Source organism: Bradyrhizobium sp. CB2312, from assembly GCF_029714425.1.
Taxonomy (GTDB): domain Bacteria; phylum Pseudomonadota; class Alphaproteobacteria; order Rhizobiales; family Xanthobacteraceae; genus Bradyrhizobium.
This window is the reverse complement of record NZ_CP121668.1, coordinates 8,982,933-9,006,441: the sequence shown is the minus strand read 5'-3', so window position 1 is coordinate 9,006,441 and position 23,509 is coordinate 8,982,933. Positions and strand designations below refer to the sequence as shown.

25 protein-coding genes are annotated in these 23,509 nt (G+C 65.3%); 18 read left to right on the top strand and 7 right to left on the bottom strand.

Annotated elements, in window-relative coordinates; all coding sequences use genetic code 11:
• Position 1 precedes the first annotated feature (1 nt).
• The 3 genes from QA642_RS42955 to QA642_RS42945 form a co-directional block, all read right to left on the bottom strand.
• Positions 2 to 466: a (2Fe-2S)-binding protein gene (locus tag QA642_RS42955; RefSeq protein ID WP_283082206.1), complete on the bottom strand. Its 465-nt coding sequence runs from the start codon at positions 464 to 466 to the stop codon at positions 2 to 4.
• A 658-nt stretch (positions 467 to 1,124) separates the two neighbouring features.
• Entirely contained in the window at positions 1,125 to 2,549 is a 1,425-nt protein-coding gene (locus QA642_RS42950; RefSeq protein WP_283082205.1) for a methyl-accepting chemotaxis protein, read from the bottom strand.
• Positions 2,550 to 2,729: 180 nt separating this feature from the next.
• A complete protein-coding gene (locus tag QA642_RS42945) occupies positions 2,730 to 4,472 on the bottom strand; it encodes a methyl-accepting chemotaxis protein (protein WP_283082204.1) in 1,743 nt (580 codons plus the stop codon).
• Between the two features lie 205 nt (positions 4,473 to 4,677).
• Here QA642_RS42945 and QA642_RS42940 point away from each other — a divergent pair, with 205 nt between their 5' ends.
• From QA642_RS42940 to QA642_RS42920, 5 genes are all read left to right on the top strand, one after another.
• The gene (locus QA642_RS42940) at positions 4,678 to 5,424 is read left to right on the top strand and encodes a YebC/PmpR family DNA-binding transcriptional regulator (protein WP_283082203.1); all 747 of its coding nucleotides are present in this window, start codon (positions 4,678 to 4,680) and stop codon (positions 5,422 to 5,424) included.
• Positions 5,425 to 5,650: 226 nt separating this feature from the next.
• The gene (gene ruvC / locus QA642_RS42935; protein WP_283087096.1) at positions 5,651 to 6,178 is read left to right on the top strand and encodes a crossover junction endodeoxyribonuclease RuvC; all 528 of its coding nucleotides are present in this window, start codon (positions 5,651 to 5,653) and stop codon (positions 6,176 to 6,178) included.
• Positions 6,175 to 6,792 carry a Holliday junction branch migration protein RuvA gene (gene ruvA, locus QA642_RS42930; protein WP_283082202.1) on the top strand — a complete coding sequence of 206 codons (618 nt, stop codon included), beginning with the start codon at positions 6,175 to 6,177 and terminating at the stop codon, positions 6,790 to 6,792. The genes ruvC and ruvA overlap by 4 nt, the downstream gene beginning before the upstream one ends.
• Entirely contained in the window at positions 6,789 to 7,847 is a 1,059-nt protein-coding gene (gene ruvB, locus QA642_RS42925) for a Holliday junction branch migration DNA helicase RuvB (protein ID WP_027561111.1), read from the top strand. Before ruvA ends, ruvB begins: the two co-directional genes overlap by 4 nt.
• A gap of 147 nt (positions 7,848 to 7,994) precedes the next feature.
• Positions 7,995 to 8,909, top strand: coding sequence for a metallophosphoesterase (locus QA642_RS42920; protein ID WP_283082201.1), 915 nt, complete (start codon positions 7,995 to 7,997; stop codon positions 8,907 to 8,909).
• 35 nt (positions 8,910 to 8,944) lie between these two features.
• On the opposite strand, the gene QA642_RS42915 is transcribed toward QA642_RS42920, so the two are convergent.
• On the bottom strand, positions 8,945 to 9,235 hold the full coding sequence (locus QA642_RS42915) for a hypothetical protein (RefSeq protein ID WP_283087161.1): 291 nt from the start codon (positions 9,233 to 9,235) through the stop codon (positions 8,945 to 8,947).
• Here QA642_RS42915 and QA642_RS42910 point away from each other — a divergent pair.
• The 3 genes from QA642_RS42910 to QA642_RS42900 all read left to right on the top strand — a co-directional run bounded on the left by QA642_RS42910 (position 9,185) and on the right by QA642_RS42900 (position 10,483).
• A complete protein-coding gene (locus tag QA642_RS42910) occupies positions 9,185 to 9,418 on the top strand; it encodes a type II toxin-antitoxin system RelE/ParE family toxin (RefSeq protein ID WP_283082200.1) in 234 nt (77 codons plus the stop codon). The genes QA642_RS42915 and QA642_RS42910 overlap by 51 nt on opposite strands.
• Positions 9,419 to 9,470: 52 nt before the next feature.
• Positions 9,471 to 9,920: a tol-pal system-associated acyl-CoA thioesterase gene (ybgC, locus tag QA642_RS42905; protein WP_254125426.1), complete on the top strand. Its 450-nt coding sequence runs from the start codon at positions 9,471 to 9,473 to the stop codon at positions 9,918 to 9,920.
• A 95-nt stretch (positions 9,921 to 10,015) separates the two neighbouring features.
• A complete protein-coding gene (locus QA642_RS42900) occupies positions 10,016 to 10,483 on the top strand; it encodes a nuclear transport factor 2 family protein (protein ID WP_027561108.1) in 468 nt (155 codons plus the stop codon).
• Positions 10,484 to 10,691: 208 nt separating this feature from the next.
• Here QA642_RS42900 and QA642_RS42895 read toward each other — a convergent pair whose 3' ends face one another.
• Positions 10,692 to 11,405 (bottom strand): type 1 glutamine amidotransferase, encoded by a 714-nt coding sequence (locus QA642_RS42895; RefSeq protein ID WP_283082199.1) that lies wholly within the window; start codon positions 11,403 to 11,405, stop codon positions 10,692 to 10,694.
• Positions 11,406 to 11,434: 29 nt separating this feature from the next.
• Complete coding sequence (locus QA642_RS42890; RefSeq protein WP_283082198.1) at positions 11,435 to 12,361, bottom strand: LysR family transcriptional regulator; 927 nt, start codon at positions 12,359 to 12,361, stop codon at positions 11,435 to 11,437.
• Positions 12,362 to 12,545: 184 nt separating this feature from the next.
• Between QA642_RS42890 and QA642_RS42885 the strand changes: the two genes are divergently transcribed.
• The 9 genes from QA642_RS42885 to QA642_RS42845 are packed head-to-tail and all read left to right on the top strand — an operon-like array spanning position 12,546 to position 21,288.
• Positions 12,546 to 13,469, top strand: coding sequence for an N-carbamoyl-D-amino-acid hydrolase (locus QA642_RS42885; RefSeq protein WP_283087095.1), 924 nt, complete (start codon positions 12,546 to 12,548; stop codon positions 13,467 to 13,469).
• A gap of 32 nt (positions 13,470 to 13,501) precedes the next feature.
• Positions 13,502 to 14,329: an ABC transporter substrate-binding protein gene (locus QA642_RS42880; RefSeq protein WP_283082197.1), complete on the top strand. Its 828-nt coding sequence runs from the start codon at positions 13,502 to 13,504 to the stop codon at positions 14,327 to 14,329.
• Positions 14,326 to 15,183: an amino acid ABC transporter permease gene (locus tag QA642_RS42875; RefSeq protein WP_283082196.1), complete on the top strand. Its 858-nt coding sequence runs from the start codon at positions 14,326 to 14,328 to the stop codon at positions 15,181 to 15,183. Before QA642_RS42880 ends, QA642_RS42875 begins: the two co-directional genes overlap by 4 nt.
• On the top strand, positions 15,180 to 15,944 hold the full coding sequence (locus QA642_RS42870) for an amino acid ABC transporter ATP-binding protein (protein ID WP_283082195.1): 765 nt from the start codon (positions 15,180 to 15,182) through the stop codon (positions 15,942 to 15,944). The genes QA642_RS42875 and QA642_RS42870 overlap by 4 nt, the downstream gene beginning before the upstream one ends.
• Before the next feature lie 15 nt (positions 15,945 to 15,959).
• The gene (locus tag QA642_RS42865; protein WP_283082194.1) at positions 15,960 to 16,775 is read left to right on the top strand and encodes an ABC transporter substrate-binding protein; all 816 of its coding nucleotides are present in this window, start codon (positions 15,960 to 15,962) and stop codon (positions 16,773 to 16,775) included.
• The gene (locus QA642_RS42860) at positions 16,762 to 17,646 is read left to right on the top strand and encodes a polysaccharide deacetylase (protein ID WP_283082193.1); all 885 of its coding nucleotides are present in this window, start codon (positions 16,762 to 16,764) and stop codon (positions 17,644 to 17,646) included. The genes QA642_RS42865 and QA642_RS42860 overlap by 14 nt, the downstream gene beginning before the upstream one ends.
• An 8-nt stretch (positions 17,647 to 17,654) precedes the next feature.
• A complete protein-coding gene (locus QA642_RS42855; RefSeq protein ID WP_283082192.1) occupies positions 17,655 to 18,311 on the top strand; it encodes an aspartate/glutamate racemase family protein in 657 nt (218 codons plus the stop codon).
• 23 nt (positions 18,312 to 18,334) lie between these two features.
• Positions 18,335 to 19,918 carry an ABC transporter substrate-binding protein gene (locus QA642_RS42850; RefSeq protein WP_283082191.1) on the top strand — a complete coding sequence of 528 codons (1,584 nt, stop codon included), beginning with the start codon at positions 18,335 to 18,337 and terminating at the stop codon, positions 19,916 to 19,918.
• Complete coding sequence (locus tag QA642_RS42845; RefSeq protein WP_283082190.1) at positions 19,915 to 21,288, top strand: amidohydrolase family protein; 1,374 nt, start codon at positions 19,915 to 19,917, stop codon at positions 21,286 to 21,288. The genes QA642_RS42850 and QA642_RS42845 overlap by 4 nt, the downstream gene beginning before the upstream one ends.
• On the opposite strand, the gene QA642_RS42840 is transcribed toward QA642_RS42845, so the two are convergent.
• Complete coding sequence (locus tag QA642_RS42840) at positions 21,285 to 22,184, bottom strand: LysR substrate-binding domain-containing protein (RefSeq protein ID WP_283082189.1); 900 nt, start codon at positions 22,182 to 22,184, stop codon at positions 21,285 to 21,287. The genes QA642_RS42845 and QA642_RS42840 overlap by 4 nt on opposite strands.
• A gap of 275 nt (positions 22,185 to 22,459) precedes the next feature.
• Between QA642_RS42840 and QA642_RS42835 the strand changes: the two genes are divergently transcribed.
• Positions 22,460 to 23,494 (top strand): ABC transporter substrate-binding protein, encoded by a 1,035-nt coding sequence (locus QA642_RS42835; protein ID WP_283082188.1) that lies wholly within the window; start codon positions 22,460 to 22,462, stop codon positions 23,492 to 23,494.
• Positions 23,495 to 23,509 lie beyond the last annotated feature (15 nt).

Below are 23,509 nucleotides of genomic sequence, written 5' to 3'. Positions count from 1 at the left end.
CTCACGACTGACGGCCGTTGGCCGCGTGCTTGATGGCCTCGCGGATGCGCACATAGGTGCCGCAGCGGCAGATGTTGCCGGCCATCGCGGCGTCGATGTCGGAATCATCAGGGTTCGGCGTTGCCGCCAGCAATGCGGCGGCCGCCATGATCTGGCCGGACTGGCAATAGCCGCACTGGATCACTTCGGCCTCGAGCCAGGCCTTCTGCACCTTCGCGCCGGCAGGCGTGCTGCCGACATGCTCGATGGTGGTGACGGCGCGGTTGGCGACCGCACTGACGGGCAGCACGCAGGAGCGCACCGCCTTGCCGTCGACATGCACCGTGCAGGCGCCGCATTGCGCGATGCCGCAGCCGAACTTGGTGCCGGTCATCCCGAGGATGTCGCGCAGCACCCACAGCAAGGGCATCTCAGGTGGCGCGTCGAAGGATTTTTGTTCGCCGTTGATGGTGAGTGTCGTTGCCATATGCATTCCCTGTGCTCTCTGGATCGCTTGCGGCGATCCAGTTCGCGAACTCGTGCGCGACCATAATCATACCGATGCAAAACGATGAAGCATCGTTATTTCTCGCAATGCATATTTGCGCGAACGAAGCGTCGGGCCATGACGTTCACGAATTTGTGCGGCGATCACTACGGCGATCTTGGGCTAATTGATATGATAATCGTCATATTTTGACGCATTTTCAACGCGCCCGTCACCGATCGACGCAGATGATCGTGCGAACGCGCAAAAACATGCGATGACGAATTTCGTGCGATTGGGAAAGTCGGGATGGTGGCGAGCGCGGCATTGCTGTGCCCTCTCCCCTTGTGGGAGAGGGCGGCGACGTCGGTAGACACGAGCACGTTGGGGTGAGGGGTTTCTATCCCCGTATGACGCCCTCCCGTTCTTAGGCAGCTCTACCGCGGAGACAGACCCCTCATCCGGCGCTTCGCGCCACCTTCTCCCACAAGGGGAGAAGGGGGTAGCAATTTCGGAATAATAGCATTGTGCGCCTGTTTTGCCCGACGCGTCAAGCCGCGCCAGGCCCGCCGACTGCAAGCCATTGATTCCCCACACCCAGGCTACTGTGCATGGGGTTGTTTTTCAGATTTTTGATTCAAGAACGCAGGAACGGCCATCAGCCCTGCCGAAAACCCATCCGGAAGGCGCCCCAGTGCTTGCCGCGAACCGTGATCGGCGAGGACAGGTCCTTCATCAGCACGAACTGCCCGCCGCCCATGTCGCGGCGATAGGTTTGCAGCAGGAAGGGTTTTGTGTTCGCCGCGACCTTCTTCACCGCGCGGTCGGTGAACAGGCGGCGGTTGCGGCAGTTGGCGTTGTTCCAGACCGGGTCCTTGCCCTGCGGCAGGCGGTAGTTCGGATTGTGGGTCGGCAAATAGCCGCCCCTGGCCCAGGCGACGCAGAACACGATGCGCGGATCGGATTTCTGGATCGGGTCCTGGATCGCGGGCAGCACGCGGTCGGTGAAGTCGACATAGGCGGTGTTGTACTGCTTGGGATCGGTGCCTGATATCTCCCGGTAGTTCTCGTCCATCAGCTGGTCGAGCGTGATCTCGCCGCGGTCGATCGCGGCTTCGAACTCGGCCGAGATACGCCTGGCAGTCTCGACGACGACACGGATCAGCGGCGCGTCCGAGGTCTCGACGCCGCTGTCGGCGATCAGCGCGATCAGCCCTTCGGAGGTGTCGAGCAGCTTGGCAATCCGCCGGTCGGCATTCCCAAGATCGCGCGAGGACAGGTCGACGCCCTTGGCAAGCTCATTGAGCTCGCTGATCACGGTGTCGCAGTGCCCGAGATTGGAGGTCGCCGCGCGGGTGACGCTGTCGATCTCGGCTTCCACTGAGGCGAAGCCCTGCTGGACGCGCGAGATGATGCCGGAGATCTGCTGGGCGCCTTCGCCTGCGGTCTTCGCGCGCTGCGAGGCATCGCTGCTCTCGCCGATGAGGCCTTCGATCTGGCCATCGAGGTCGCGCACGGTATCGGAGATCTGATGCGTGGCCTGGCGGGTGGCCTCCGCGAGGTTCTTCACCTCGCTCGCGACCACAGCAAACCCGCGGCCGGCATTGCCGGCGCGCGCCGCTTCGATGGTTGCGTTCAGCGCAAGCAGGTTGGTCTGCTTGGCGATCGCCTCGATCGAGCCGGACACTTTCGCGACCTGCGCCAGCGCCGAGCCGACCGCGCTCAAGCGAGCCTCGATACGTTCGACGGCTGCGACCAGCTCGGAGATGTGGCTGACGGCGGTGTCGACCGCGTTGCGCGACTGCGCGATCTCGCCGACCGCGGCCGACGTCGTCGACTGCACCGCCTGCGATGCGTTGGCGATGTCGTGATTGGCCGAGACCATCGTCTCCGCCGTCTTCTGGAGATGGTGGAACCGTTCCGACTGGTTGGCGACGCGGTTTGCGACTTCCTGGACGTTGCCGGCGATGTCGGCGAGCTCGACGCCGAGGCCGCCGATGCGGTCGGCGAGTTGGTCGATCAGCCGTTCAGCCAGCGTCCGGTTGGAGCCGGTGTCCATAACTGCAAGTTGTGCGACGGACATGTCTCGAGGGTCCTCCAGTCGGAGCCGTACGCCGGCTCCACGCGGCATTCCCATTCCAAATCCGACCTTAAAGGATGATTCGCGGCGGGCGTCTTGCCTGAGCGTGCACTAGGGCGCAATTTGCGCCCTGGTTCTTTGGAGTGCGCATGGTCTGGTCGAAAGACCGCTGCGGGCCATGCGCTAGAGCTTGTAGGCCGTGCGGAATCCGCCCCAGTGCCGGCCCCGGATGCGGATCGGGACGTCGATCTCGCGCATCATCACGGTGTTGCCGTTGCCCATGTCGCGCGCATAGCTCTGGACCAGGTAAGATCGCAGGTTGCGCGCGGCGGCGAGCCCCGCCGGGTCGTTGAAGATCCGCCGGTTGCGGCTGTTGGCCGTGTTCCAGGCGACATCGCCCGGCCGCTGCGGATGCGAATAGATCTTGTTGTGCACCGGCAGGAAGCCGTTGCGGTCGACCATGGCGCAGAACGCCATGCGCGGGTCCCTGGCGAGGAAGCCCTCCTGGAACGGCGGCAGCGCGCGGTCGGCCCAGTCCAGATAGCGGGTGCGGTATTGCTGCGGATTGGTGCCGGCGATGTCCGCGTAATCGGTGTCGAAGAGGTCGTCGACCTTGACCTCGCCGCGCGCGATTGCCTGCTCGAAGATCTGGGTCAGCGCGTTGCCTGCTTCCATCGCGCGGGTGACGAACTCGGTGTTCTCCTCGTGGATCGACCAGAGCTTGTCCTCGATCTTCTCGGTGAGCTCGGCATTGGGAGCAACGAACTGCGCGCGGGCGCCGGCCTTGGACTGCTCGATCACGCGCAGGCGACAGGTGCCGACGTCTTCGAGGCTGCCTTCGATCATCGTGTGCGGTGCCAGCCGTCCAGCCTCGGCGCCGCCGATCAGCACGCCGTCCATCGCAATCTCGTAGACCGGCATCACGCCGCGCGTCGTTTCGAGCTTGAGATGGCAGGGCAGCCGCTCGGTCTTGCGGCGGTCGTCGTGCTCGCTCTGGCGCAGCAGCACCGCGCAGCGCGATTTCAGCTTCTGTGCGAAGGTGGTGACGGCCTTGCCGGCGCTGGCGACGTTCTCGCCATGGGTCTCGGCGGCCTTGGTCGCGGCGTCGATCTCGGCCGCGCTTTCGCCGACCGAGATGATGAACTCCGACGCGCTCGCGGCATTGCCGGAGACTTCGCTGGTGGTGGCGTTCTGCTCGGCGACCGCACCGTTGACGGTGTCGAACACCGGCCGGATCGCCTCGATCGCCTGCGAGATGCGGTGCACGGCGTCGGCGGAGCCGGCGGCATCGCGCTGCAGCGCGTCGATCTTTTTGGAGATTTCTTCCGTGGCGCCTTGGGTCTGCACCGCGAGCGCCTTCACCTCGGTGGCGACGACCGCAAAGCCTTTGCCGGCCGCGCCCGCGCGCGCGGCCTCGATGGTCGAGTTGAGCGCGAGTAGCGTCGTCTGCCGCGCAATCTGCGCGATCAGGTTGACAACGTTGCCGATGGCGGCCGAGGACTCGCGCAGGCGGTCGACATTGGCGCGGGCCTCCTGCGCCGCGGTGCTGGCCTCGTCGGCGAGCTTGGCAGCCGCGCGGACCTGGGCGCCGATGCCTTGCGCGGATTGGGTGAATTTGTCGGCGGCATGGGCGAAGGTCGAGGCGGTCGACTGCGCGGCGTGGGTGCGGCCAGTGAGGGCGTCGGTGCGGTCGCGGATGGCGGCAAGCGTCGCGGCGGTCGCCTCGGCGCCGCCGGCCACCGAATTGGCGGCGCGCTCAAGCTGGCGGATCATCGCCCCGAGCTCGAGTTCCAGCAGTTCCAGGATCTCCCGGGCCGAATCAGCCTCGGCAGCCGGCGCGGGCTCGGAATGGGCCGCCGGCTGCGCAGCCTCCGGGGCGGGCGCAGCCATCTCCGGCAGACGCTTCCGAAATAGTCCGAACGCCATCGGGTTTCTCTTGTCGGGGAACGGTCGGGCGCTATTTTCGCAGTCCGGAATGAAATCAGGGTTAACGGTGCCTGACCTCTAGGCAGGGGCCAGTACGGTGTTACCTTAAAGTCGTAGAGCCCCTTTCATTCCGGTGGGTGGACGGCCTATAAGGCCGCGCTTCCCTAAGCTCACCTTGGCGCACGATTCCTTTACGAGACCACGCATGGCCGGACATTCCCAATTCAAGAACATCATGCACCGCAAGGGGCGGCAGGATGCGCAGAAGTCGAAGCTGTTCGGCAAGCTGGCGCGCGAAATCACCGTCGCCGCCAAGCTCGGCACGCCTGACCCGAACATGAACCCGCGCCTGCGCGCCGCCGTGATCGCCGCGCGGCAGGAGAACATGCCGAAGGACAATATCGAGCGCGCCATCAAGAAGGCGCTCGGCAGCGACGGCGAGAACTATGACGAGATCCGCTACGAGGGCTACGGCCCGGGCGGTGTCGCCGTCATCGTCGAGGCGCTGACCGACAACCGCAACCGCGCCGCCTCCGACATCCGCTCCTTCTTCACCAAGTCGGGCGGCAATCTCGGCGAAACCGGCTCGGTCTCCTTCATGTTCGACCGCACCGGCATCATCGAGTACGACCGCAGCGTCGCCGATGACGACGCGGTGCTCGATGCCGCGATCGAGGCCGGCGCCGACGACGTCGTCTCCGGCGAAGGCGGCCACGAGATCTACGCCTCGACCGAGAGCTATCGCGACGTCGCCAAGGCGCTGGAGGCCAAGTTCGGCGAGCCGCGCAAGGCCGCGCTGATCTGGAAGCCGCAGAACACGGTCGCCGTCGACGACGAGACCGGCGAGAAGCTGCTCAAGCTGATGGACCTGCTCAACGAGCACGACGACGTCCAGAACGTCTATGCCAATTTCGAGGTGTCGGACGCGCTGATGGCGAAGATGGGCGGGTAGGCCGTCCGGTAGCCTCATCCACCGCTGTCATCGCCCGCGAAAGCGGGCGATCCAGTACTCCGAGACGCCTGAGGGGTACGGATAGGCCGCGGCGTACTGGATACCCCGCTTTCGCGGGGTATGATTGCGGAATGCAGGGCGGATGCCATCCGACCATCTGCCTTTCCCCTGTTACTTCCGTTCTGTTTCTGTTTCCCCCATCGCAGCCAGCCGCTATCACTGGCCCATGACCGCGCTCCCGATTCGTGGCCCCGTTCGCATCATCGGCATCGACCCCGGCCTGCGCCGCACCGGCTGGGGCGTGATCGAGGCTGAGGGCAATCGTTTGATCTACGTCGCCTGCGGTTCGGTGGAACCGCCGGACGATTTGCCGCTGTCGAGCCGACTGCTCGCGATCCACGAGGAGCTCGCTTCCGTCCTGTCCAGCCACCAGCCGATGGAAGCAGCGGTCGAGCAGACCTTTGTAAACAAGGACGGCGTCGCGACACTGAAGCTCGGCCAGGCCCGCGGCGTCGCCATGCTGGCGCCCGCAATGTTCGGCATCTCTGTCGCCGAATACGCGCCGAACCAGGTCAAGAAGACCGTGGTCGGCGCCGGTCACGCCGACAAGCAACAGATCGCGATGATGCTGAAGATATTGCTGCCGAAAGCCGAGCCGCCGTCCGCGGACGCCGCCGACGCGCTCGCCATCGCGATCACCCACGCCCACCACCGCCAAAGCACGGCGCTCAGGCTGAAGGTGGCGGGGTTATGATCGGCAAGCTCAAGGGCCTGATCGATTCCTACGGCGAGGATTTTGTGATTCTCGACGTCGGCGGCGTCGGCTATCAGGTGCACTGCTCGTCGCGCACGCTGCAGCATCTGCCCTCGCCCGGCGAAGCCGCCGTGCTGTCGATCGAGACCTATGTCCGCGAGGACCAGATAAAACTGTTCGGCTTCCGCACCGATCAGGAGCGCGAGTGGTTTCGCCTGCTCCAGACCGTGCAGGGCGTCGGCGCCAAGGTCGCGCTCGCGGTGCTCGGCACGTTGGTGCCGGCCGATCTCGCCAACGCCATTGCGCTGCGCGACAAGGCCGCGGTGGCGCGTACGCCCGGCGTCGGACCCAAGGTCGCCGAGCGCATCGTCACCGAATTGAAGGACAAGGCGCCGGCCTTTGCCAATGTCGATCCGGCCGTGGTTCATCTTGCCGGTGCCGTCGACGACCAGCGCGCGCCGCGCCCCGTTGCGGATGCGATCTCCGCCCTGGTCAATCTGGGTTATGGCCAGCCGCAGGCCGCCGCGGCCATCGCGTCAGCCTCGCGCAGCGCGGGTGAAGGCGCCGAGACCGCGCAGCTCATTCGCCTCGGCCTGAAGGAGCTCGCGAAGTGAGCGACCCCAAGGCCAATCGCATGGTCTCGCCCGAGCGCCGCAGCGACGATGTCGGCGACACTGCGCTGCGACCGCAATCGCTGTCCGACTTCGTCGGCCAGCAGCAGGCGCGCAAGAACCTCTCGATCTTCATCGAGGCGGCGCGCAAGCGTGGCGAGGCGCTCGATCACGTGCTGTTCGTCGGTCCGCCCGGCCTCGGCAAGACCACGCTGGCGCAGATCGTGGCGAAGGAGCTCGGCGTCGGCTTTCGTGCGACGTCAGGCCCTGTCATCGCCAAGGCCGGCGATCTCGCCGCGCTGCTCACCAATCTCGAAGAGCGCGACGTGCTGTTCATCGACGAGATCCATCGCCTCAGCCCCGCGGTCGAAGAAGTGCTCTATCCCGCGATGGAGGACTTTCAGCTCGACCTGATCATCGGCGAGGGACCGGCGGCGCGCTCGGTGAAGATCGAGCTGTCGAAATTCACCCTTGTCGGCGCCACCACGCGCGCCGGCCTGCTCACCAATCCCTTGCGCGACCGGTTCGGCATTCCGGTCCGGCTCAATTTCTACACGATCGAGGAGCTCGAGAGCATCGTCACGCGCGGCGCCCGTGTTCTCAATGTCGGCATGAGCACTGATGGCGCCAACGAGATCGCGCGCCGCGCCCGCGGCACGCCGCGCATCGCCGGCCGTCTGCTCCGCCGCGTGCGCGATTTCGCTTCAGCCGCCAATGCCGACAAGATCGACCGCAAGATCGCCGACCACGCGCTGAGCGCGCTCGAGGTCGACGCGGCGGGCCTGGACGCCATGGACCGCCGCTATCTCTCGACCATCGCGCTCAACTATGGCGGCGGCCCGGTCGGGGTCGAGACGATGGCCGCGGCGCTGTCCGAGCCGCGCGATGCGATCGAGGACATCATCGAGCCTTATCTGATCCAGTGCGGCTATCTCCAGCGCACGCCGCGCGGCCGGCTGCTCACCTCGCACGCCTTCCGCCACCTAGGCATCGCCGAGCCCTCGCGCGATGCGGCGGCACAGTTCGGCCTGTTCGGCACGGACGAGAGCGACGACTGATCGCGTCGAAGCAAGGGTCCGGTTGTCATGAACTTCCGGTAATCTTTGTGCAGGCAATTTGCACGAGGATGCAGGCGGTCTGCACCACCGCACCCCAATTCCGCTTCAATCGGACCGCATCAAACGCCGCATCAGAAGCAGACTTGAATGATCTCGCGTCGTCATCTCATCCGGTCCATCGGCGGCCTGTCCGCCCTCGGCGTCTCGACCGCCGCCTATGGCGTCGGCGTCGAGCCGATGCGGCTCCGTGTCACCCGCTATCATCCCACCCCGCGGCAATGGCCGGCGGATTTCCCGTTGAAGATCGCGGCGGTCGCCGACATCCATGCCTGCGATCCCTGGATGTCGCTGGAGCGGATCGAGGCGATCGTCGATCGTACCAACGCGTTGAATGCCGACCTGATCGTGCTGCTCGGCGATTATGTCGCCGGCGTTCACCAGGTCACGCGCATCATTCCGTCGAGCGAATGGGCGAGGGTGCTCGCCGGCCTCAAGGCACCGCTCGGCGTTCACGCCGTCATGGGCAACCACGATTATTGGGACGACAGGATTGTGCAGCGAGCCTGGCGCGGGCCGACCATCGCGCACCGCGCGCTGGAGGCGGCCGGCATTCCCGTCTACGAGAACGACGCCGTGCGCCTCACCAAGGGCGGCCGCTCCTTCTGGCTCGCCGGCCTCGGCGATCAGCTCGCCTTTGCGCCGGCGCAGCGCTTCCGGAGCACGGCGCGGTTCGGTGTCGACGATCTCGAGGGCACGCTGGCAAAAGTCACCGACGATGCGCCAATCATCCTGCTCGCGCATGAGCCCAACATCGCCTGGCGCGTGCCGGCGCGCGTCGCGCTGCAGCTGTCCGGTCACACCCATGGCGGCCAGGTCCGCGTGCTCGGCTGGTCGCCGGCTGTTCGGGGTCCGAATAGCGGGAAGCTCGCCTATGGTCATGTCAGGATGAAATGCGACGTCATCATCTCGGGCGGACTTGGTTGCAGCTTGATGCCGATCCGCGTCGGCGTGCCGCCCGAGATCGTCGAGGTGACGCTGGGGCGGGGACCGCTGGTGGTGTAGCCTTCAAATTTCGGGTGAGGCATCTGGGCACCCGTCTAAGGCTGCGCTATATTGATGCGATGAGTTCTGCCATCGAGAAAGCTGTCGAAGCTCTTGAGCTGCTGCCTGAGGAACTGCAGGAGTCCGCGGCCGATTATTTGTTGTCGCAAGCCAAGAAGTTTCGGGCTCTCAAAGATGCGATCGATGAAGGGATGGCGGACGTAGAGGCTGAGCGCGTGGTCCCTTGGGACCTTGACGAGTTTCTCAAGCAAACTCGGGCGAAGCGGTAGGGACGCGTGCAGGTCGTTTTGTCCTTGCGCGCTCGCACGGACCTTCTTGATATCCATTCATATCTCGCCGAGCGTAGCCTAGCGGCAGCGGATCGATTGGCTGCAAGGTTCTCGGAGCGATTCGATGAGTTGCGACAATTCCCGTTTCTAGGACCAGATCGGAGTGAGCTAAGGGCGTCGCTTCGGGGGCTGTCGATCGATGGTTATTTGCCTTTTACCTCGTCCAGACTGATCGCATAGTCATTGTGCGGGTCTTGGATGGACGTCGAGACATAAAGCGAGAGTTTCCGAAATGACTGCCCATCTCGACGGCGAGATCCGCGACGGCCGCCATCACATGCAGGTCCGCGTCTATTACGAGGACACGGATTTTTCCGGCATCGTCTATCACGCCAATTATCTGCGCTACATGGAGCGCGGGCGCACCAATCATCTCAGGCTGATGGGCGCCGAGCAGCAGGCTCTGTTCGAGCAGGTCGAAACGGAAGGCGCCGGCTTTGCCTTTGTCGTTCGCTCGATGCACCTCGATTTCCTCAAGCCCGCACGGATGGACGATGTGCTCGACGTCGTGACCTGGCCGGTCGCGGTGAAGGGCGCCTCGATCATGCTGGCGCAGGAGGTGCGGCGCGGCGAAGACGTGCTGGTGAAGGCCGAGGTCCGCGTCGCCTTCATCAGCGGCGGCCGCGCCCAGCCGATCCCGAAATCGATCCGTGCGCTGATGAAAGCCGATTTGATTTCCTGATCGCCCGATAAGTGATCGGCCAATAGCTGACAGCCTATCGACTCCACCGCGTGCGGGGATAGATTTGCGGCCGCCACCAACCCGATGAGGCTACCATGTCGCGCCCGCCACTCCCGCCCTTCACCCGTGAGACCGCCGCGCAAAAGGCGCGCATGGCCGAGGATGCCTGGAATTCGCGCGATCCGGTGAAAGTCTCGCTCGCCTATACCGAGGACAGCCGCTGGCGTAACCGCTCCGAAGTGTTCCAGGGCCGCGAGGCCATCGTCGCCTTCCTCACCCGCAAGTGGGAGAAGGAGCACGACTATCGCCTGATCAAGGACCTCTGGGCCTTCGACGGCAACCGCATCGCCGTGCGCTTCCAGTACGAATGGCACGACGGAAAAGGCCAGTGGTATCGCTCCTACGGCAACGAACAGTGGGAGTTCGACGAGCACGGCTTGATGAAGCGGCGCGAAGCCTCGATCAACGACATCGCGATTGCCGAGAAGGATCGCCGGTTTCACTGGGCCGCGCCCGGGCCGCGGCCGGCCGACGTGCCCGGGCTGGGGACGGATCCGTTTTGATCTTCGCGAGATAGCGCGGCAAGTGCACTGCACCCTCTCCCCTTGCGGGAGAGGGTGGCTCGCCGCGTAGCGGCGAGACGGGTGAGGGGTATCTACCCCCATGAGTAGTCTAGCGTGCGGATAGAACCCCTCATCCGGCGCTTCGCGCCACCTTCTCCCGCAAGGGGAGAAGGGAAGAGGCCGTGCGGTGACTGTTGCGAACTAAATCTTAGGTCGCCGTACGCTTCGCCAAGAACCGCGTAATCGCCCCGCCCAGCTTCGCGTTGTCCATCGGCTCCGCCAGCGACGCCCTGGCCGTGGCAACGACATCGTCCGGCGCCTTGCCGTCGCGTAGCTCGCAGCACACTTCTGCGAACGCCGCGTCGAATTCCGGATGCGGCTGCACGGTCAGCGTCGAACCGTTGGCGTAGAGCAGGCCGGCATGCGGGGTGAAGTCCGAGGACAGGATTGTCAGCGCGTCCTTCGGCGGCTCGACCACCTGATCCTGATGTGAGGCAGCGATCGCGACCGCTTCGCCATCGACGACGCCGTTCTCCCGCAGCACGCGATAGACGTGGCGCCCGATGCCCCAGCCCTTCTCCGACTTGCGCACGGTGCCGCCGAGCGCCTGCGCGATCAGTTGATGGCCGAAGCAGACGCCGACCATCGGCGTCTTGTTGGTGTAGGCGGTGCGGACGAAGTCTTCGAGCGGCGCGATCCAGTCGAGCCCGTCATAGACGCCGGCGGCAGCGCCGGTGATCAGCACGGCTTCGAGCTTGCGCGGATCGGGCAGCGCATCGCCATTGGGAATGCTGACCACGTCCACCGTGGTCGTCGGATCCTCGGCGCGGACCATGCGCTCGAACATGTCCGGAAACGAGCCGTGACGCTCGCGATACTTTTGCGGAACCCGCCCGGTCTCGATGATGGTGATGCGTGCCATGTGCCCCCCGGATGAAAAGGTTGCGAAGCTCAGCCGCTTCCTGCCCCATGTTGCTGGTGTGGCGCTGTGCGCTCGAGATGCGCGCTCTCCTTGCGGACCTCGTTGAGAAACGCCTTGGCGAGTCGCGACAGCGGCTCGGCTTCCGACCATAGCATGTAAGCGACCGCGTGCGTCGTCGGCGCGAACGGTCGCACCACGAGGCCGCTGCCGCCGTTCTGCCGCGGCGAGAACGGATCGACCACCGCGGCGCCGACGCCGGCGGCGGCGAGCACGCAGGCCGTGTTGCAGTAGCGCACCTCGACGGTCGGCCGGAACGGCGCGCCGGCTCGGGCAAAACTGTCGCGCACGGCTTCGCCAAGCCGTGTGCCGCGTTCGAGCCCGATGAAGGGCAGGCCGGACAGGTCCGCGGCCGAGATCACCGGTTTGCCTGCGAGCGGATGCTGCGGCGGCAGCACGCAGACCATCTCGCCGGTATGCACTACCTCATGCGCAATGCCCGGATGATGCGTCAGCCCGAGCGCGAAGCCGAGTTCGGCGACGCGGCTGAGCACGCCCTCGATGATGCCCTCGTAGCGTCGCACGTCGAAGAACACGCGCGTCTCCGGGCGGCGGCGCAGGAAGCCGGACAATGCGGACGGGATGATGCTGTAGGCGAGCGGGGGCGTCGCCACGATGGCGAGATGCCCGGAGCGGTTCTCGCGCAGATCGCGCACGCGGTTCTCGAGCTTGGCGTGCAGCGCGAAGATCGCCTCGCTCTCCTTGTAGAGCGCCATCGCTTCCGCCGTCGGAAACAGCCGGTTGTTGACGCGCTCGAACAACGCAAAGCCCGCCTGCGCCTCCATCGTCTTCAGCGCGTTGCTGACGGCGGGCTGCGACAGCGCCAGCTCGTCGGCCGCCGCCACCGTGGTGCGGTGGCGGATGACGGCACGCAGGATTTCGAGCTGACGCAGGTTCATATCACTGCCGATTATACTCTGGGCCAAAACATCATAGCAGAGCGAATTGATTTTGCAGCCCTGCTTCCCCGTAATGGCAGCGGATTTGCGCGTCGCATCAAAGGGTTCATTCGCCCATTGAGGCAGCATTGCGCACAGATTGGAGGCAATCTTGGTTCGTGTCCTTCGCGCCGCCGCCGCCCAGATGGGGCCGACGCAAAAAGCCGATACGCGTGAGCATACGTTGGGGCGGATGCTCGCGCTGCTGGAGGAGGCGGCCGGCCGCGGCGCCAGCCTTGTGGTATTTCCGGAGCTCGCCTTCACCACCTTCTTTCCGCGCTGGTTGCTCGAAGGCGCGGCGCTCGACCAGTATTTCGAGCGCGGCATGCCGAACCCGGCAGTGGCAAAGCTGTTCGACCGCGCGCGTGCGCTCCGCGTCGGCTTCTATGTCGGCTATGCCGAGCTGACGCCGGACGGCCGCCGCTACAATTGCGCCGTTCTGGTCGATCGCGACGGCGAGATCCTCGGCCGTTATCGCAAGGTGCATTTGCCGGGCTCGGTCGAGCCTCGGGAAGGCGCTCGCTACCAACAGCTCGAAAAGCGCTATTTCGAATATGGCGATCTCGGCTTTCCCGCCTTCCGTGCCGGCTCGGCCTGGGCCCATGCCATCATGGGCATGATGATCTGCAACGATCGCCGCTGGCCGGAATCATGGCGCGTGCTGGGCCTGCAAGGCGTCGAGCTCGTCTGCATCGGCTACAATTCGGCCGCCTACGATCCCAACGGCGGCACGACGGAAGACGGAGCCTTGCGCACCTTCCACTCGACGCTGGTGACCCAGGCCAACGCCTACATGAACGCGACCTGGGCGATCTCGGTGGCGAAGGCGGGCGAGGAGGACGGTTCCGGCCTGATCGGCGGCTCCTGCATCGTCGATCCGAACGGCCGCATCGTCGCGCAGGCGCAGACGCTGGCCGACGAGGTGATCGTCGCCGACATCGATCTCGATCTCTGCCGGCAGGGCAAGGACAAGATGTTCAACTTCGCCGCCCACCGGCGGCCCGAGCAATACAGGGTGATCACCGAACGCGCCGGCGTCATCGAGCCGGCTGTTCTCGACGCGGACTGAGCAAGTGGCACGGCGCTGGCAAAGGAGCTGACATGACACGCCTCTCGCATTTCCTCTGGTCCGCAGCCTTGGCTGCCGTGACGTCCGCGCAGGCCGCCGAGCTGCCGGCGGAAATCAAGCAGGCGGGCGCGCTGAAGCTCACGGTCAACTCCACCTACGCGCCGATGGAATACCGCGATCCCGCCAGCAACGAGCTGGTCGGGCTTGACATCGATCTGGCGAACGAGCTCGCCAAGCGGCTCGGCGGACTCAAGATCGTCTGGAGCGAGACGCCGTTCGCCGAGCTGATCCCTTCGCTCCAGACCAGGCGCGCCGATTTCATCATCTCCGGCATCTCCGACCGCGCCTCGCGACGCGAGACAGCCGATTTCGTCGATTACCTCGCGACCGGCCCGCAGTTCTTCGTCATGGCCGATAACGCGGCCAAGGACGCGACCGATCTCTGCGGCAAGAAGGTCGGCACCACCCGCAGCACCAGCTTCCCGGTCGAGATCGAGAAGTGGAGCAAGCAGAATTGCGAGGCGGCCGGCAAGCCGGCGATTCAGTACGTTCCTGGCGAGAACTCGATCGACGTGCGTAACCAGCTCAAGCAGGGCCGCATCGACGCCGCTGTGCAAGGCAGCGAGACGCTGCCTTATGCGCAGACGCAGGAGCCCGGCAAATACCGCATCGTCGGCGAGGCGTTTGCGAAAGGCTATCAGGGCATCATGTTCCGCAAGGACGATGCCGCGCTCCGTGAGGTCGTGACGGAGAAGCTCGCGGCGATGATCGCCGACGGCGCCTACAAGGCCGTTCTCGACAAATGGGGCCTTGGTGCCAACGCAGTCGAGAAGCCCATGCTGAACGCGGCGCCGCAATGAGGCCGGCGCCGGCACTCGCGGAAGGTTTCCCCGATCTGTCGGGTATGCGGATCGCGCGTGAGCCGCACTGGTTTCGCTGGATCAGCGCGGCCCTGATCGTCCTCGTGCTGGCGGCGATTGCGCGCGCCTTCGCCAACGGCCAGATCGAATGGTCCTATGTCAGCCGCTTCCTCACGGCCAAGGTGATCCTCGAAGGCATCGTCAACACCATGGTGATGGCGGTGCTGGCGATGGCGCTCGGCATCGTCCTCGGCATCGTCGTCGCGATCATGCGGCTGTCGCCCAATCCGGTGCTGAAGACGGTCGCCGCCGGCTACACCTGGCTGTTCCGCGGCACGCCGCTGATTCTGCAACTGCTGCTGTGGTTCAATCTCGCGCTGGTGTTTCCGACCATCGGCATTCCCGGCCTGTGGTCCGCGCGCGCCGTCGACGTCATGACGCCGTTCCTTGCGGCACTGCTCGGGCTCGGCATCAACCAGGGCGCCTATACATCGGAAGTGATGCGCGCCGGCATGCTGTCGGTCGACATTGGGCAGTATGAGGCGGCGCAGGCGATCGGCATGGGACGGCTGCGTGCGCTGCGCCGGATCGTGCTGCCGCAGGCGATGCGCGTGGTGATCCCGCCGCTCGGCAACGAGTTCATCAGCATGGTGAAGGCGACCTCGCTGGCCAGCGTCATCCAGTATCCGGAACTACTGCACAACGCCGAGAACATCTACTACGCCAATTCCCGCGTCATCGAGCTTCTGATCGTGGCCGGGCTCTGGTACCTGCTCGTCGTCTCGATCCTGACCCCGCTCCAGATGTTGCTCGAGCGCCGCTTTGCACGCGGCACATTGCGGCTGGCGCGATGACAAAACCCCTCGTCGCGATCCGCTCCGTCAGCAAGAGTTTTGGAGAGTTCCAGGCTCTCAAGAGCGTCTCGCTCGACGTCTGGCCCGGCGAGGTGATGTGTCTGATCGGCGCTTCCGGCTCGGGTAAGACCACGCTGCTCCGTTGCATCAACCAGTTGGCTGTGATCGACGCTGGCGGCATCTGGCTCGACGGTGAGCTGTTAGGGGTGCGCGAGCGGGGCGGCAAGCTCTATCGTCTCAGCGAGTGGGAGATCGGACGGCAGCGGCTGAAGACCGGCATGGTGTTCCAGCGCTTCAACCTGTTTCCGCACAAGACCGCGCTGGAGAACATCACCGAAGGTCCGACCCAGGTGCAGGGGCGCAAATCCGACGAGGTCCGCGCGGAAGCCATCGAACTGCTTCGTCGCGTCGGGCTCGCAGCCAAGGCCGATTGGTATCCCGCCCAGCTTTCCGGCGGCCAGCAGCAGCGCGTGGCGATCGCGCGGGCGCTCGCCATGAAGCCGATGCTGATGCTGTTCGACGAGCCGACCAGCGCGCTCGATCCCGAGCTCGTCGGCGAGGTGCTTGCGGTCATGAAGGAGCTGGCGAGGAGCGGCATGACCATGATGGTGGTGACGCACGAGCTCGGCTTCGCCCGCGAGGTCGCCGACCGCGTCGTCTACATGGACCAGGGCGCAATCGTTGAGCAGGGGCGCGCCTCGGACGTGCTGGGCGCGCCGCGCGAGGAGCGCACAAAAGCATTTCTTTCGGCTGTGATCTGAAATGGGGGCGTGTCGATGAAGAGGGTTTTGGTTGCGGCGGCGTTTCTGGGCGCCATGAGCGTCTCAGCGATGGCGATCGAGCTGCCGCCTGACATCGCCAAGCGCGGCAGCCTCAAGGTGGCACTGGTGCCGAACTATCCCCCGATGGAATTTCGCGATCCCGCCACCAACGCGCTCACGGGCTTCGACATCGATCTCGGCGAGGCGATCGGCCGCAAGCTCGGCGTCAAGATCGAATGGACGGAGACCAGCTTTGCCGAGTTCATGCCGTCGGTTTCGACGGGGCGGGTGGATGCCATCCTGTCCGGCTTCACGGATTATGCAAGCCGGCATGAGATTGCCTCCTTCGTCGACTACCTGCGCAGCGGTCCGCAGTTCTTCGTGCAGCAGTCGCGCAAGGCGGAGTTCAAGGATGCGGCGGCGCTGTGCGGCAAGAAGATCGGCGCCAGCCGCCGCACAATGTTTCCGGCACAGATCGCGGCCTGGAGCGAGAAGAGTTGCGGCAGCAGCCCGATCCAGTTCGTCGGCACCGACGGCTCGGCCGACGCACGCACCCAGCTCCGGCAGGGCCGCATCGATGCGGCAGCCCAAGGCAACGAGACGCTGCCCTACATCATGGACCTCGAGCCCAACACCTATGCGACTGTGGGCGAGCCCATCGCGCAGCAATTCACCGGCATTGCCCTGCCGGTCAAGGAAAAGGCATTGCAGCAGGCGATGCTGGAGGCGGTCGACGCGCTGATCGCGGACGGCACCTACAAGACCCTGCTTGCCAAGTGGAAACTGACTGACAACGCACTCGAAAAGGCGACCATCAATGCTGGACAGTAAGGCACTCCAGAGCATTCCGCTCACCCCAGCCAATACCGCGGATCCCGCGCCCGAATATCCCTGGCCGAAGCCGTACACCTCCGCGATGTTCCTGTCCTTCGACGTCGACGCGGAGAGCGCCTGGACCAGCAAGGACGCGGTACATGCGCAGCGGCTCATCACCATGAGCTATGGCGGCTATGAAGCGCGCGTCGGCACGCCGAAGCTGCTGGAGCTGCTCGACCAGCTCGATCTCAAGGCGACGTTCTTCGTCACCGGCTGGTCGGTCGATGCGCATCCGGCGATGGCAGAATCGATTCTGAAGGCCGGTCACGAGATCGGCCATCACGGCTATCACCATCTGCTGCCGGACCCCGGCGATCCCTGGATCGAGGAGGAGCTGGAGCGCGGTTTCGAGGCGCTGAAGCGCCGGCTCGGTGTCAGGCCGACCGGCTATCGCGCGCCCTATGGCGAGTTCACCGAGGAGCTGCGGGTCGCGCTGGTGCGCCATGGCATCGTCTACACGTCCTCGTTCCGCGACGATGTCAGGCCCTACCGCCATCGCCTCGCCGACGGCAAGCCCGGCACGATCGAGCTGCCGGTCACGGCGAGCTATGACGACTGGATGCACGGCCTCTCCGCCCGCTTCAGCCCGCGCTCGATCTTCCCCAAGGAGCACGTGCTCTCGATGTGGAAGGACGAGCTGGATGAGCTGCGCGACTGGGGCGCGATGGTGACGACGGTGCTGCATCCGCAATGCAGTGGCCGTCCGATGCGGCTGCGGCTGCTGCGCGAGTTCCTGACTTACGCAAAATCGTGCCCGGACGTCTGGATCACGACCGGCGAGAAGATCTCGGAGAACTTCCTGCGGCACGAAGCCGGCAACCGCTGAGCCCTGCCATGACCCGCCGCCGCATCCTCGTCATCAACCCCAACTCGTCGGCGCCGGTGACGGCGGCGATCGACGACGCGGTCGCGCCGCTGCGGATCGCCGGTGGGCCCGAGATCGAGGTGGTCGGCCTTGCCGAGGGCCCGCCGGGCATCAGCACGCAGCGCGATGCCGACAGCGTCGTCATGCCGCTGGTTGGTCGCGTCACGGGCGACGATGCGGATGCGTTCGTGCTCGCCTGCTTCAGCGATCCCGGCCTGCATGCGGTGCGCGAGGCGGCAGGCAGCCGCCCGGTGATGGGCATCGCCGAGTGCGCGATCTTTCGCGCGATGATGCTCGGCGAACGGTTCGGTATCATCGCGCTGTCGCCGTCGAGCATCCGCCGCCAGCAGCGCATGGCGCGGGTGATGGGCGTCGACAGCCGCTATGCCGGCAGCTGGTCGGTCGGCGCGAGCGCCGCCGAGACAGCTGGCGCGGACATCCGCGGCCGGTTGATCGAGGCCGGCCGTGCGCTGGTCACCCAATGCCGCGCCGATGTCGTGGTGATGGGCTGCGCCGGGATGGCCTCGCATCGTGCGGCGATTGCCGATGCGATCGGTGTGCCGGTCGTTGAGCCCGCACAGCAAGCCGTCGCGGCTGCGATCGGCGCAGTCTTGTTGAACACGTAAGAGACCTTCAGGAGCCTCTTGTCATGCCTATCTCCCGCCGTTCGCTCCTCAAGGCCGCCGCGACCATGCCGGCGCTGTCGCTGCCGGGCATCGTCCGCGCCGAATCTCAGTCCACACTGCGCTTCATCCCCGTCATCGACCTCGCCTTCGTCGATCCCATCTATTCGACCGCGCAGGTGTCGCGAAACCACGGCTTCATGGTCTACGACACGCTCTACGGCATGAGCTCGTCGCTGCAGGTCTCGCCGCAGATGCTGTCGGGCCACGCCATCTCGGCCGACCAGCTTCAGTGGGACCTGACGCTTCGCGACGGCCTGTTCTGGCACGACGGCGGACGCGTGCTCGCGCGCGATTGCGTTGCGAGCATCCGCCGCTGGGCTGCGCGCGATGGCTTTGGCGGCGAGCTGATGGAAGCGACCGACGAGCTGTCAGCCGCCGATGACCGCACCATCCGCTTCCGTCTCAAGCGTCCGTTCCCGCTGCTGCCGCAGGCGCTCGGCAAGGCCGCGATCAACGCCTGCTTCATGATGCCGGAGCGGCTGGCGAGCCAGGATCCGTTCAAGCCGCTGACCGAGGTGATCGGCAGCGGCCCGTTCCGCTATCTCGCCGACGAGCGCGTGCAGGGTGCCCGCAACGCCTATGCCAGGTTCGAACGCTACCAGCCGCGCACCGACGGCAAGCCGGATTGGACCGCGGGACCCAAGATCGTGCACTACGACCGCGTGGTCTGGACCACGACGCCCGATGCCGGCACCGGCGTCGCCGCGCTCCAGACCGGCGAGCAGGATTGGCAGGAGACCACGCCGCACGATCTATTGCCGGTGATCAAGGCGGCCGGCGACATCGAGACGCGCATCCTCGATCCCAGAGGCTACGCCTGCATGCTGCGGCTCAATCATCTGCAGCCGCCATTCGACAATCCCGCCATCCGCCGTGCGCTCTTGGGCGCGATCGACCAGTCTGCATTCATGACGGCGGTCGCCGGCACCGATCCCGCCTTCCAGGTCTCGCCGATCGGCTTCTTCGCGCCGGGTACGCCGATGGCGAGCGATGTCGGCCTCGACGTCTTCCGCGGCCCGCGCAACTACGACAAGGTCAAGGCTGACCTGAAGGCCGCCGGCTACAATGGCGAGAAGATCGTGCTGCTCGTCCCCACCAACTCGTTGGCGCAGAAGCCGCTCGGTGAGATCGCGGTGGACAGCTTACGCAAGGCCGGCATGAACGTCGAATATGCCGGGCTCGATTTCGCGGTTGTCCTGCAGCGTCAGTTGAAGAAAGATCCGATCGGGCAAGGCGGCTGGAGCGCGGCGGTCGGCAATTGGCAGGGCATCGACTGGCTCAACCCGGCCGGCAACACCAACATCCGAGGCGAAGGCAAGGTCGCCGGCTGGTATGCGAGCAATAAGATGGGTGAGTTGCGCAGCCAGTGGCTGGCGGCCTCAGAACTCGCCGAACAGCAGCGCATCTGCCGCGAGATCCAGGCGGTCGCGTTCGAGGAAATCCCCTATATTCCGATCGGCCTGTACAAGCAGCCGACCGCCTACCGCAAAGCCATCACCGGCATTCTCGACGGCACCGCCGTGTTCTGGAACGTACGCCCCGCATGAGCACCACAGCAATCTTCGGCAGCTATGTGCTGTCACGGAAAGACGGCGCGCAGGATGTGCTGCGCGACCATTGGATTCTGGTCGAAGGCAAGAGGATTGCCGCGATCACGCGCAGTAAGCCGAGTGCGGATCAGGTCTACGACCGCCCCGGGCGCTTGGTGCTGCCGGGTCTGCTCAACCTGCACAATCACTGCTTCTCAGAAGCCGTGGCGCGCAGCCACACCGAGGACGGCAACGGCCGCAAGAACAACCAGAGCATCGTCTACACGGTGCTGTTGCCGCTGACCAAGCGCGGCGCCGATATCCTGTCGGCGGAAGAGCGCCTCGCCATCGCGCGGCTCGGTATCCTCCAGCTGCTCAAGGGCGGTGCCACCACCGTGATGGAGCCGTTCCGCAACTCGATCCCTGAAATGTTCGACGCGGCGGAAGAGATGGGCATCCGCTTCTACGGCGCGCCCTATCTGTTCTCGACATCGGATGCCAAGGCTGGCCCCGATGGCGTGGTGCACTATTCCGGCGACGACGGCGCCGCCGACATGGCGACCTGGGATGCGCTTTATCAGCGCTGGAACAACCGTGGCGACGGCCGCATCAACCTGGCGATGAGCCCACACGCCACCGACACCTGCGGCCCCGATCTCTTGAAGGCCTGCGCCGCCCGGGCCCGCGAGCTCGGCGTGCCCATCACGACGCACATGGCGCAGAGCCGTGCCGAGGTCGAGACCATCGGCAAGCGCTATGGCGGCCGTACGCCGGCGGCGTACCTCGACTGGCTCGGCCTGCTCGCGCCCGATCTCATGGCAGCGCACTGCATGTTCAGTAGCGACGACGATCTCAAGCTGATGGCCGCGCGCGGCATGACCGTCTTGAATTGCCCGCGCGTGTTCGCCCGCGCCGGCGTCACCGCCGCGTTCAGCCGTTTCGCCGAGCATGGTGTGCGCACCGTGGTCGGCACCGACGGCTACAACATGGACCTGCTCGGCGAGCTCAATGCGGCATCGCTGATCTCCAAGATCACCTCGGCGCGTCCCGACGTCGCGAACTCGCCGGCGCTGATCGAGGCGAACACGGCGGTCGCTGCCGACGTCATCAAGCGGCCCGATCTCGGCCGCATCGAGCCCGGCGCCACCGCCGACCTCACCGTGGTCGATCTCACCCATCCGCATCTCCAGCCGCTATTCGACCCGCGCCGCGCGCTGATCGCACTCGCCAACCGCGCCAATATCGATCAGGTCATGGTCGACGGCCGCATTCTGGTCGATGCCGGCCGCTATCTCGGCGCGGATGAGGCGGCGATCACCGCCGTCGGCAGCGCCGCGATCGGCAAGATCTGGGACCTGCCGGAGGCGCAGGCCGCTTTCAACGGCTAGTTATCGAATTCGACCAGCGCCTTGCGCACCGTCTCGACGAAATCCAGTGCCATCGGCGAGGCGCTACGTTGCGCCGGAAACACCGCAGAGAATTCGAAATCAATGCGCGGCAGGAACCGGCGCACGATTACACCGCGGGTGGAAAATTCCTGCGCGGTGAAGGGATCGCAGATAGCAACCCCAAGCCCCGACGAGACCATGCCGCACATGATCTCCGACAGCGTGGTCTCGACGCGCAGCACCCGGCGGACATCGTGGCGATGGAAGACCTGGTCGACGAGATGCCGGCTCGACGATCCCGCCGACAGCGAGATGAAGGTCTCACTCTCGAAATCGCGCGGCTCCAGCACTTCTTTCTCTGCGAGGCGATGACCGGTCGGCAGCACCGCGACGCGCGCCAAGGCCGGCAGCCGCTGGCTCGGCAGGCCGGAATGGGCGATCGGCACCTCGGCAAAGCCGATGTCGCATTGATTGTTCAGCACCCAGTCGACCACGATCGGCGAGATCACGCCGAAGAAGGCGAGGTTGAGGTTGGGCCGCTCCATCAGGAAGTGCCCCGCGAGCCGCGGCAGATAGCCGTTCGCCAGCGCCGGCAGTGCGGCGATGCGAAGCGAGCCGGTGCGGCGGCCGCGGATTTCTTCGGCAGCCGCGGTGATGCGTTCGAGGCCGACGAAGGAGCGCTCGACCTCGGTATAGAGCGCCATCGCCGCCGCGGTCGGCACGAGCCCGGTGCCGCGCCGCTCGAACAGCTCCATCTTGAGCAGCGCCTGGAGGTCGCGCAGCAGCCGGCTCACCGCCGGTTGCGTCACCGCCATCAGCTTCGCCGCCTCGGTGACGCTGCCGGTCAGCATCGTCGCGCGGAAGGCCTCTACCTGCCGCGAATTGATCCGCGCCATCCCGGATTCCAATCATAACATTTATGCATGCAAAGGGTGCCATTATTCATTGGACGATGGAAGTATAGGTTGCGATCTTTTTCATCAGGACTGGGGTCAGCCCGCTTTTTCGGCAGATTGGAGGGGTTCAAACTTCCAGATCGCGCCAAAACCGCCGAATGGGGGCCGGAGCCCTGATCGGAAACGGATTGGCGCGGAAGGAAATGCGGCAACGCGCTCCAGCCAGCGAGACTCGTCGGCACGTCACCTCATTCCGGTATTGGAGATCGGTCCATATGAAGACTCTTCGCCTCCTGACAGCGGTCAGCATCGCAGCGCTCATCGCCGTCCCGTCGGCCGCCTCGGCCCAGCAAAAGACGCTCTATGTCGCCGGCTATGGCGGCTCGTTCGAGAAGACCATCCGCGACGAGGTGATCCCGACCTTCGAGAAGGAGAATGGCGTCAAGGTCGAGTACGTCGCCGGCAACTCCACCGACACGCTGGCGAAACTTCAGGCGCAGAAGGGCAACCAGCAGATCGACGTCGCTATCGTCGACGACGGCCCGATGTACCAGGCGATCCAGCTCGGCTTCTGCGGCAAGCTCGATGGCCTGCCGGCCGATCTCTACGACACCGCGCGCTTCAAGGACGATCGCGCCGTTGCGATCGGCATCGTCGCGACCGGGTTGATGTACAACACCAAGGTGTTCGCCGAGAAAGGCTGGGCGCCGCCGACCTCGTGGAACGACCTGAAGGACACGAAATACGCAAAACAGCTCGTGATCCCGCCGATCAACAACACCTATGGCCTCGAAGCGCTGGTGATGCTCTCGAAGATGAACGGCGGCGGCGAGACCAACGTCGATTCCGGCTTCAAGATCTTCAAGGAGCAGATCAATCCGAACGTGCTCGCCTATGAGCCGTCGCCGGGCAAGATGACCGAGCTGTTCCAGTCCGGCCAGGCCGTGATCGCGGTGTGGGGCACCGGCCGCGTGCAGAGCTTTGCCAATACCGGCTTCCCCGTCGACTTCGTCTATCCCAAGGAAGGCGCCGCGACGCTGCTGACGACGGCCTGTCCGATCAACAAGCCGAGCGCCTCGCCGCTGGCCTCGAGCTTCGTCAAGATGCTGCTCGATCCCAAGATCCAGCTCGTCATGCTGAAGGACTACGGCTACGGGCCGGTGCTGAAATCGCTGAAGGTGCCGCCGGAGCTCGGCAAGATGGCGCCGATCGGCGAACGCGCGGCCAAGCTCTACAATCCGGACTGGACCGTCATCAACGAGAAGCGCGAGGAGTGGACCAAGCGTTGGAATCGCGAGGTCGAACGCTGATCGGTCGCAGCGGAG

What these genes read in the sequence shown, in the direction of transcription:
- QA642_RS42955 (WP_283082206.1), bottom strand. Translation starts at nt 466, where the DNA reads ATGGCAACGACACTCACCATCAACGGCGAACAAAAATCCTTCGACGCG.
- QA642_RS42950 (WP_283082205.1), bottom strand. Translation starts at nt 2,549, where the DNA reads ATGTCCGTCGCACAACTTGCAGTTATGGACACCGGCTCCAACCGGACG.
- QA642_RS42945 (WP_283082204.1), bottom strand. Translation starts at nt 4,472, where the DNA reads ATGGCGTTCGGACTATTTCGGAAGCGTCTGCCGGAGATGGCTGCGCCC.
- QA642_RS42940 (WP_283082203.1), top strand. Translation starts at nt 4,678, where the DNA reads ATGGCCGGACATTCCCAATTCAAGAACATCATGCACCGCAAGGGGCGG.
- ruvC (WP_283087096.1), top strand. Translation starts at nt 5,651, where the DNA reads ATGACCGCGCTCCCGATTCGTGGCCCCGTTCGCATCATCGGCATCGAC.
- ruvA (WP_283082202.1), top strand. Translation starts at nt 6,175, where the DNA reads ATGATCGGCAAGCTCAAGGGCCTGATCGATTCCTACGGCGAGGATTTT.
- QA642_RS42920 (WP_283082201.1), top strand. Translation starts at nt 7,995, where the DNA reads ATGATCTCGCGTCGTCATCTCATCCGGTCCATCGGCGGCCTGTCCGCC.
- QA642_RS42915 (WP_283087161.1), bottom strand. Translation starts at nt 9,235, where the DNA reads ATGGATATCAAGAAGGTCCGTGCGAGCGCGCAAGGACAAAACGACCTG.
- ybgC (WP_254125426.1), top strand. Translation starts at nt 9,471, where the DNA reads ATGACTGCCCATCTCGACGGCGAGATCCGCGACGGCCGCCATCACATG.
- QA642_RS42900 (WP_027561108.1), top strand. Translation starts at nt 10,016, where the DNA reads ATGTCGCGCCCGCCACTCCCGCCCTTCACCCGTGAGACCGCCGCGCAA.
- QA642_RS42895 (WP_283082199.1), bottom strand. Translation starts at nt 11,405, where the DNA reads ATGGCACGCATCACCATCATCGAGACCGGGCGGGTTCCGCAAAAGTAT.
- QA642_RS42890 (WP_283082198.1), bottom strand. Translation starts at nt 12,361, where the DNA reads ATGAACCTGCGTCAGCTCGAAATCCTGCGTGCCGTCATCCGCCACCGC.
- QA642_RS42885 (WP_283087095.1), top strand. Translation starts at nt 12,546, where the DNA reads ATGGGGCCGACGCAAAAAGCCGATACGCGTGAGCATACGTTGGGGCGG.
- QA642_RS42880 (WP_283082197.1), top strand. Translation starts at nt 13,502, where the DNA reads ATGACACGCCTCTCGCATTTCCTCTGGTCCGCAGCCTTGGCTGCCGTG.
- QA642_RS42875 (WP_283082196.1), top strand. Translation starts at nt 14,326, where the DNA reads ATGAGGCCGGCGCCGGCACTCGCGGAAGGTTTCCCCGATCTGTCGGGT.
- QA642_RS42870 (WP_283082195.1), top strand. Translation starts at nt 15,180, where the DNA reads ATGACAAAACCCCTCGTCGCGATCCGCTCCGTCAGCAAGAGTTTTGGA.
- QA642_RS42865 (WP_283082194.1), top strand. Translation starts at nt 15,960, where the DNA reads ATGAAGAGGGTTTTGGTTGCGGCGGCGTTTCTGGGCGCCATGAGCGTC.
- QA642_RS42860 (WP_283082193.1), top strand. Translation starts at nt 16,762, where the DNA reads ATGCTGGACAGTAAGGCACTCCAGAGCATTCCGCTCACCCCAGCCAAT.
- QA642_RS42855 (WP_283082192.1), top strand. Translation starts at nt 17,655, where the DNA reads ATGACCCGCCGCCGCATCCTCGTCATCAACCCCAACTCGTCGGCGCCG.
- QA642_RS42850 (WP_283082191.1), top strand. Translation starts at nt 18,335, where the DNA reads ATGCCTATCTCCCGCCGTTCGCTCCTCAAGGCCGCCGCGACCATGCCG.
- QA642_RS42845 (WP_283082190.1), top strand. Translation starts at nt 19,915, where the DNA reads ATGAGCACCACAGCAATCTTCGGCAGCTATGTGCTGTCACGGAAAGAC.
- QA642_RS42840 (WP_283082189.1), bottom strand. Translation starts at nt 22,184, where the DNA reads ATGGCGCGGATCAATTCGCGGCAGGTAGAGGCCTTCCGCGCGACGATG.
- QA642_RS42835 (WP_283082188.1), top strand. Translation starts at nt 22,460, where the DNA reads ATGAAGACTCTTCGCCTCCTGACAGCGGTCAGCATCGCAGCGCTCATC.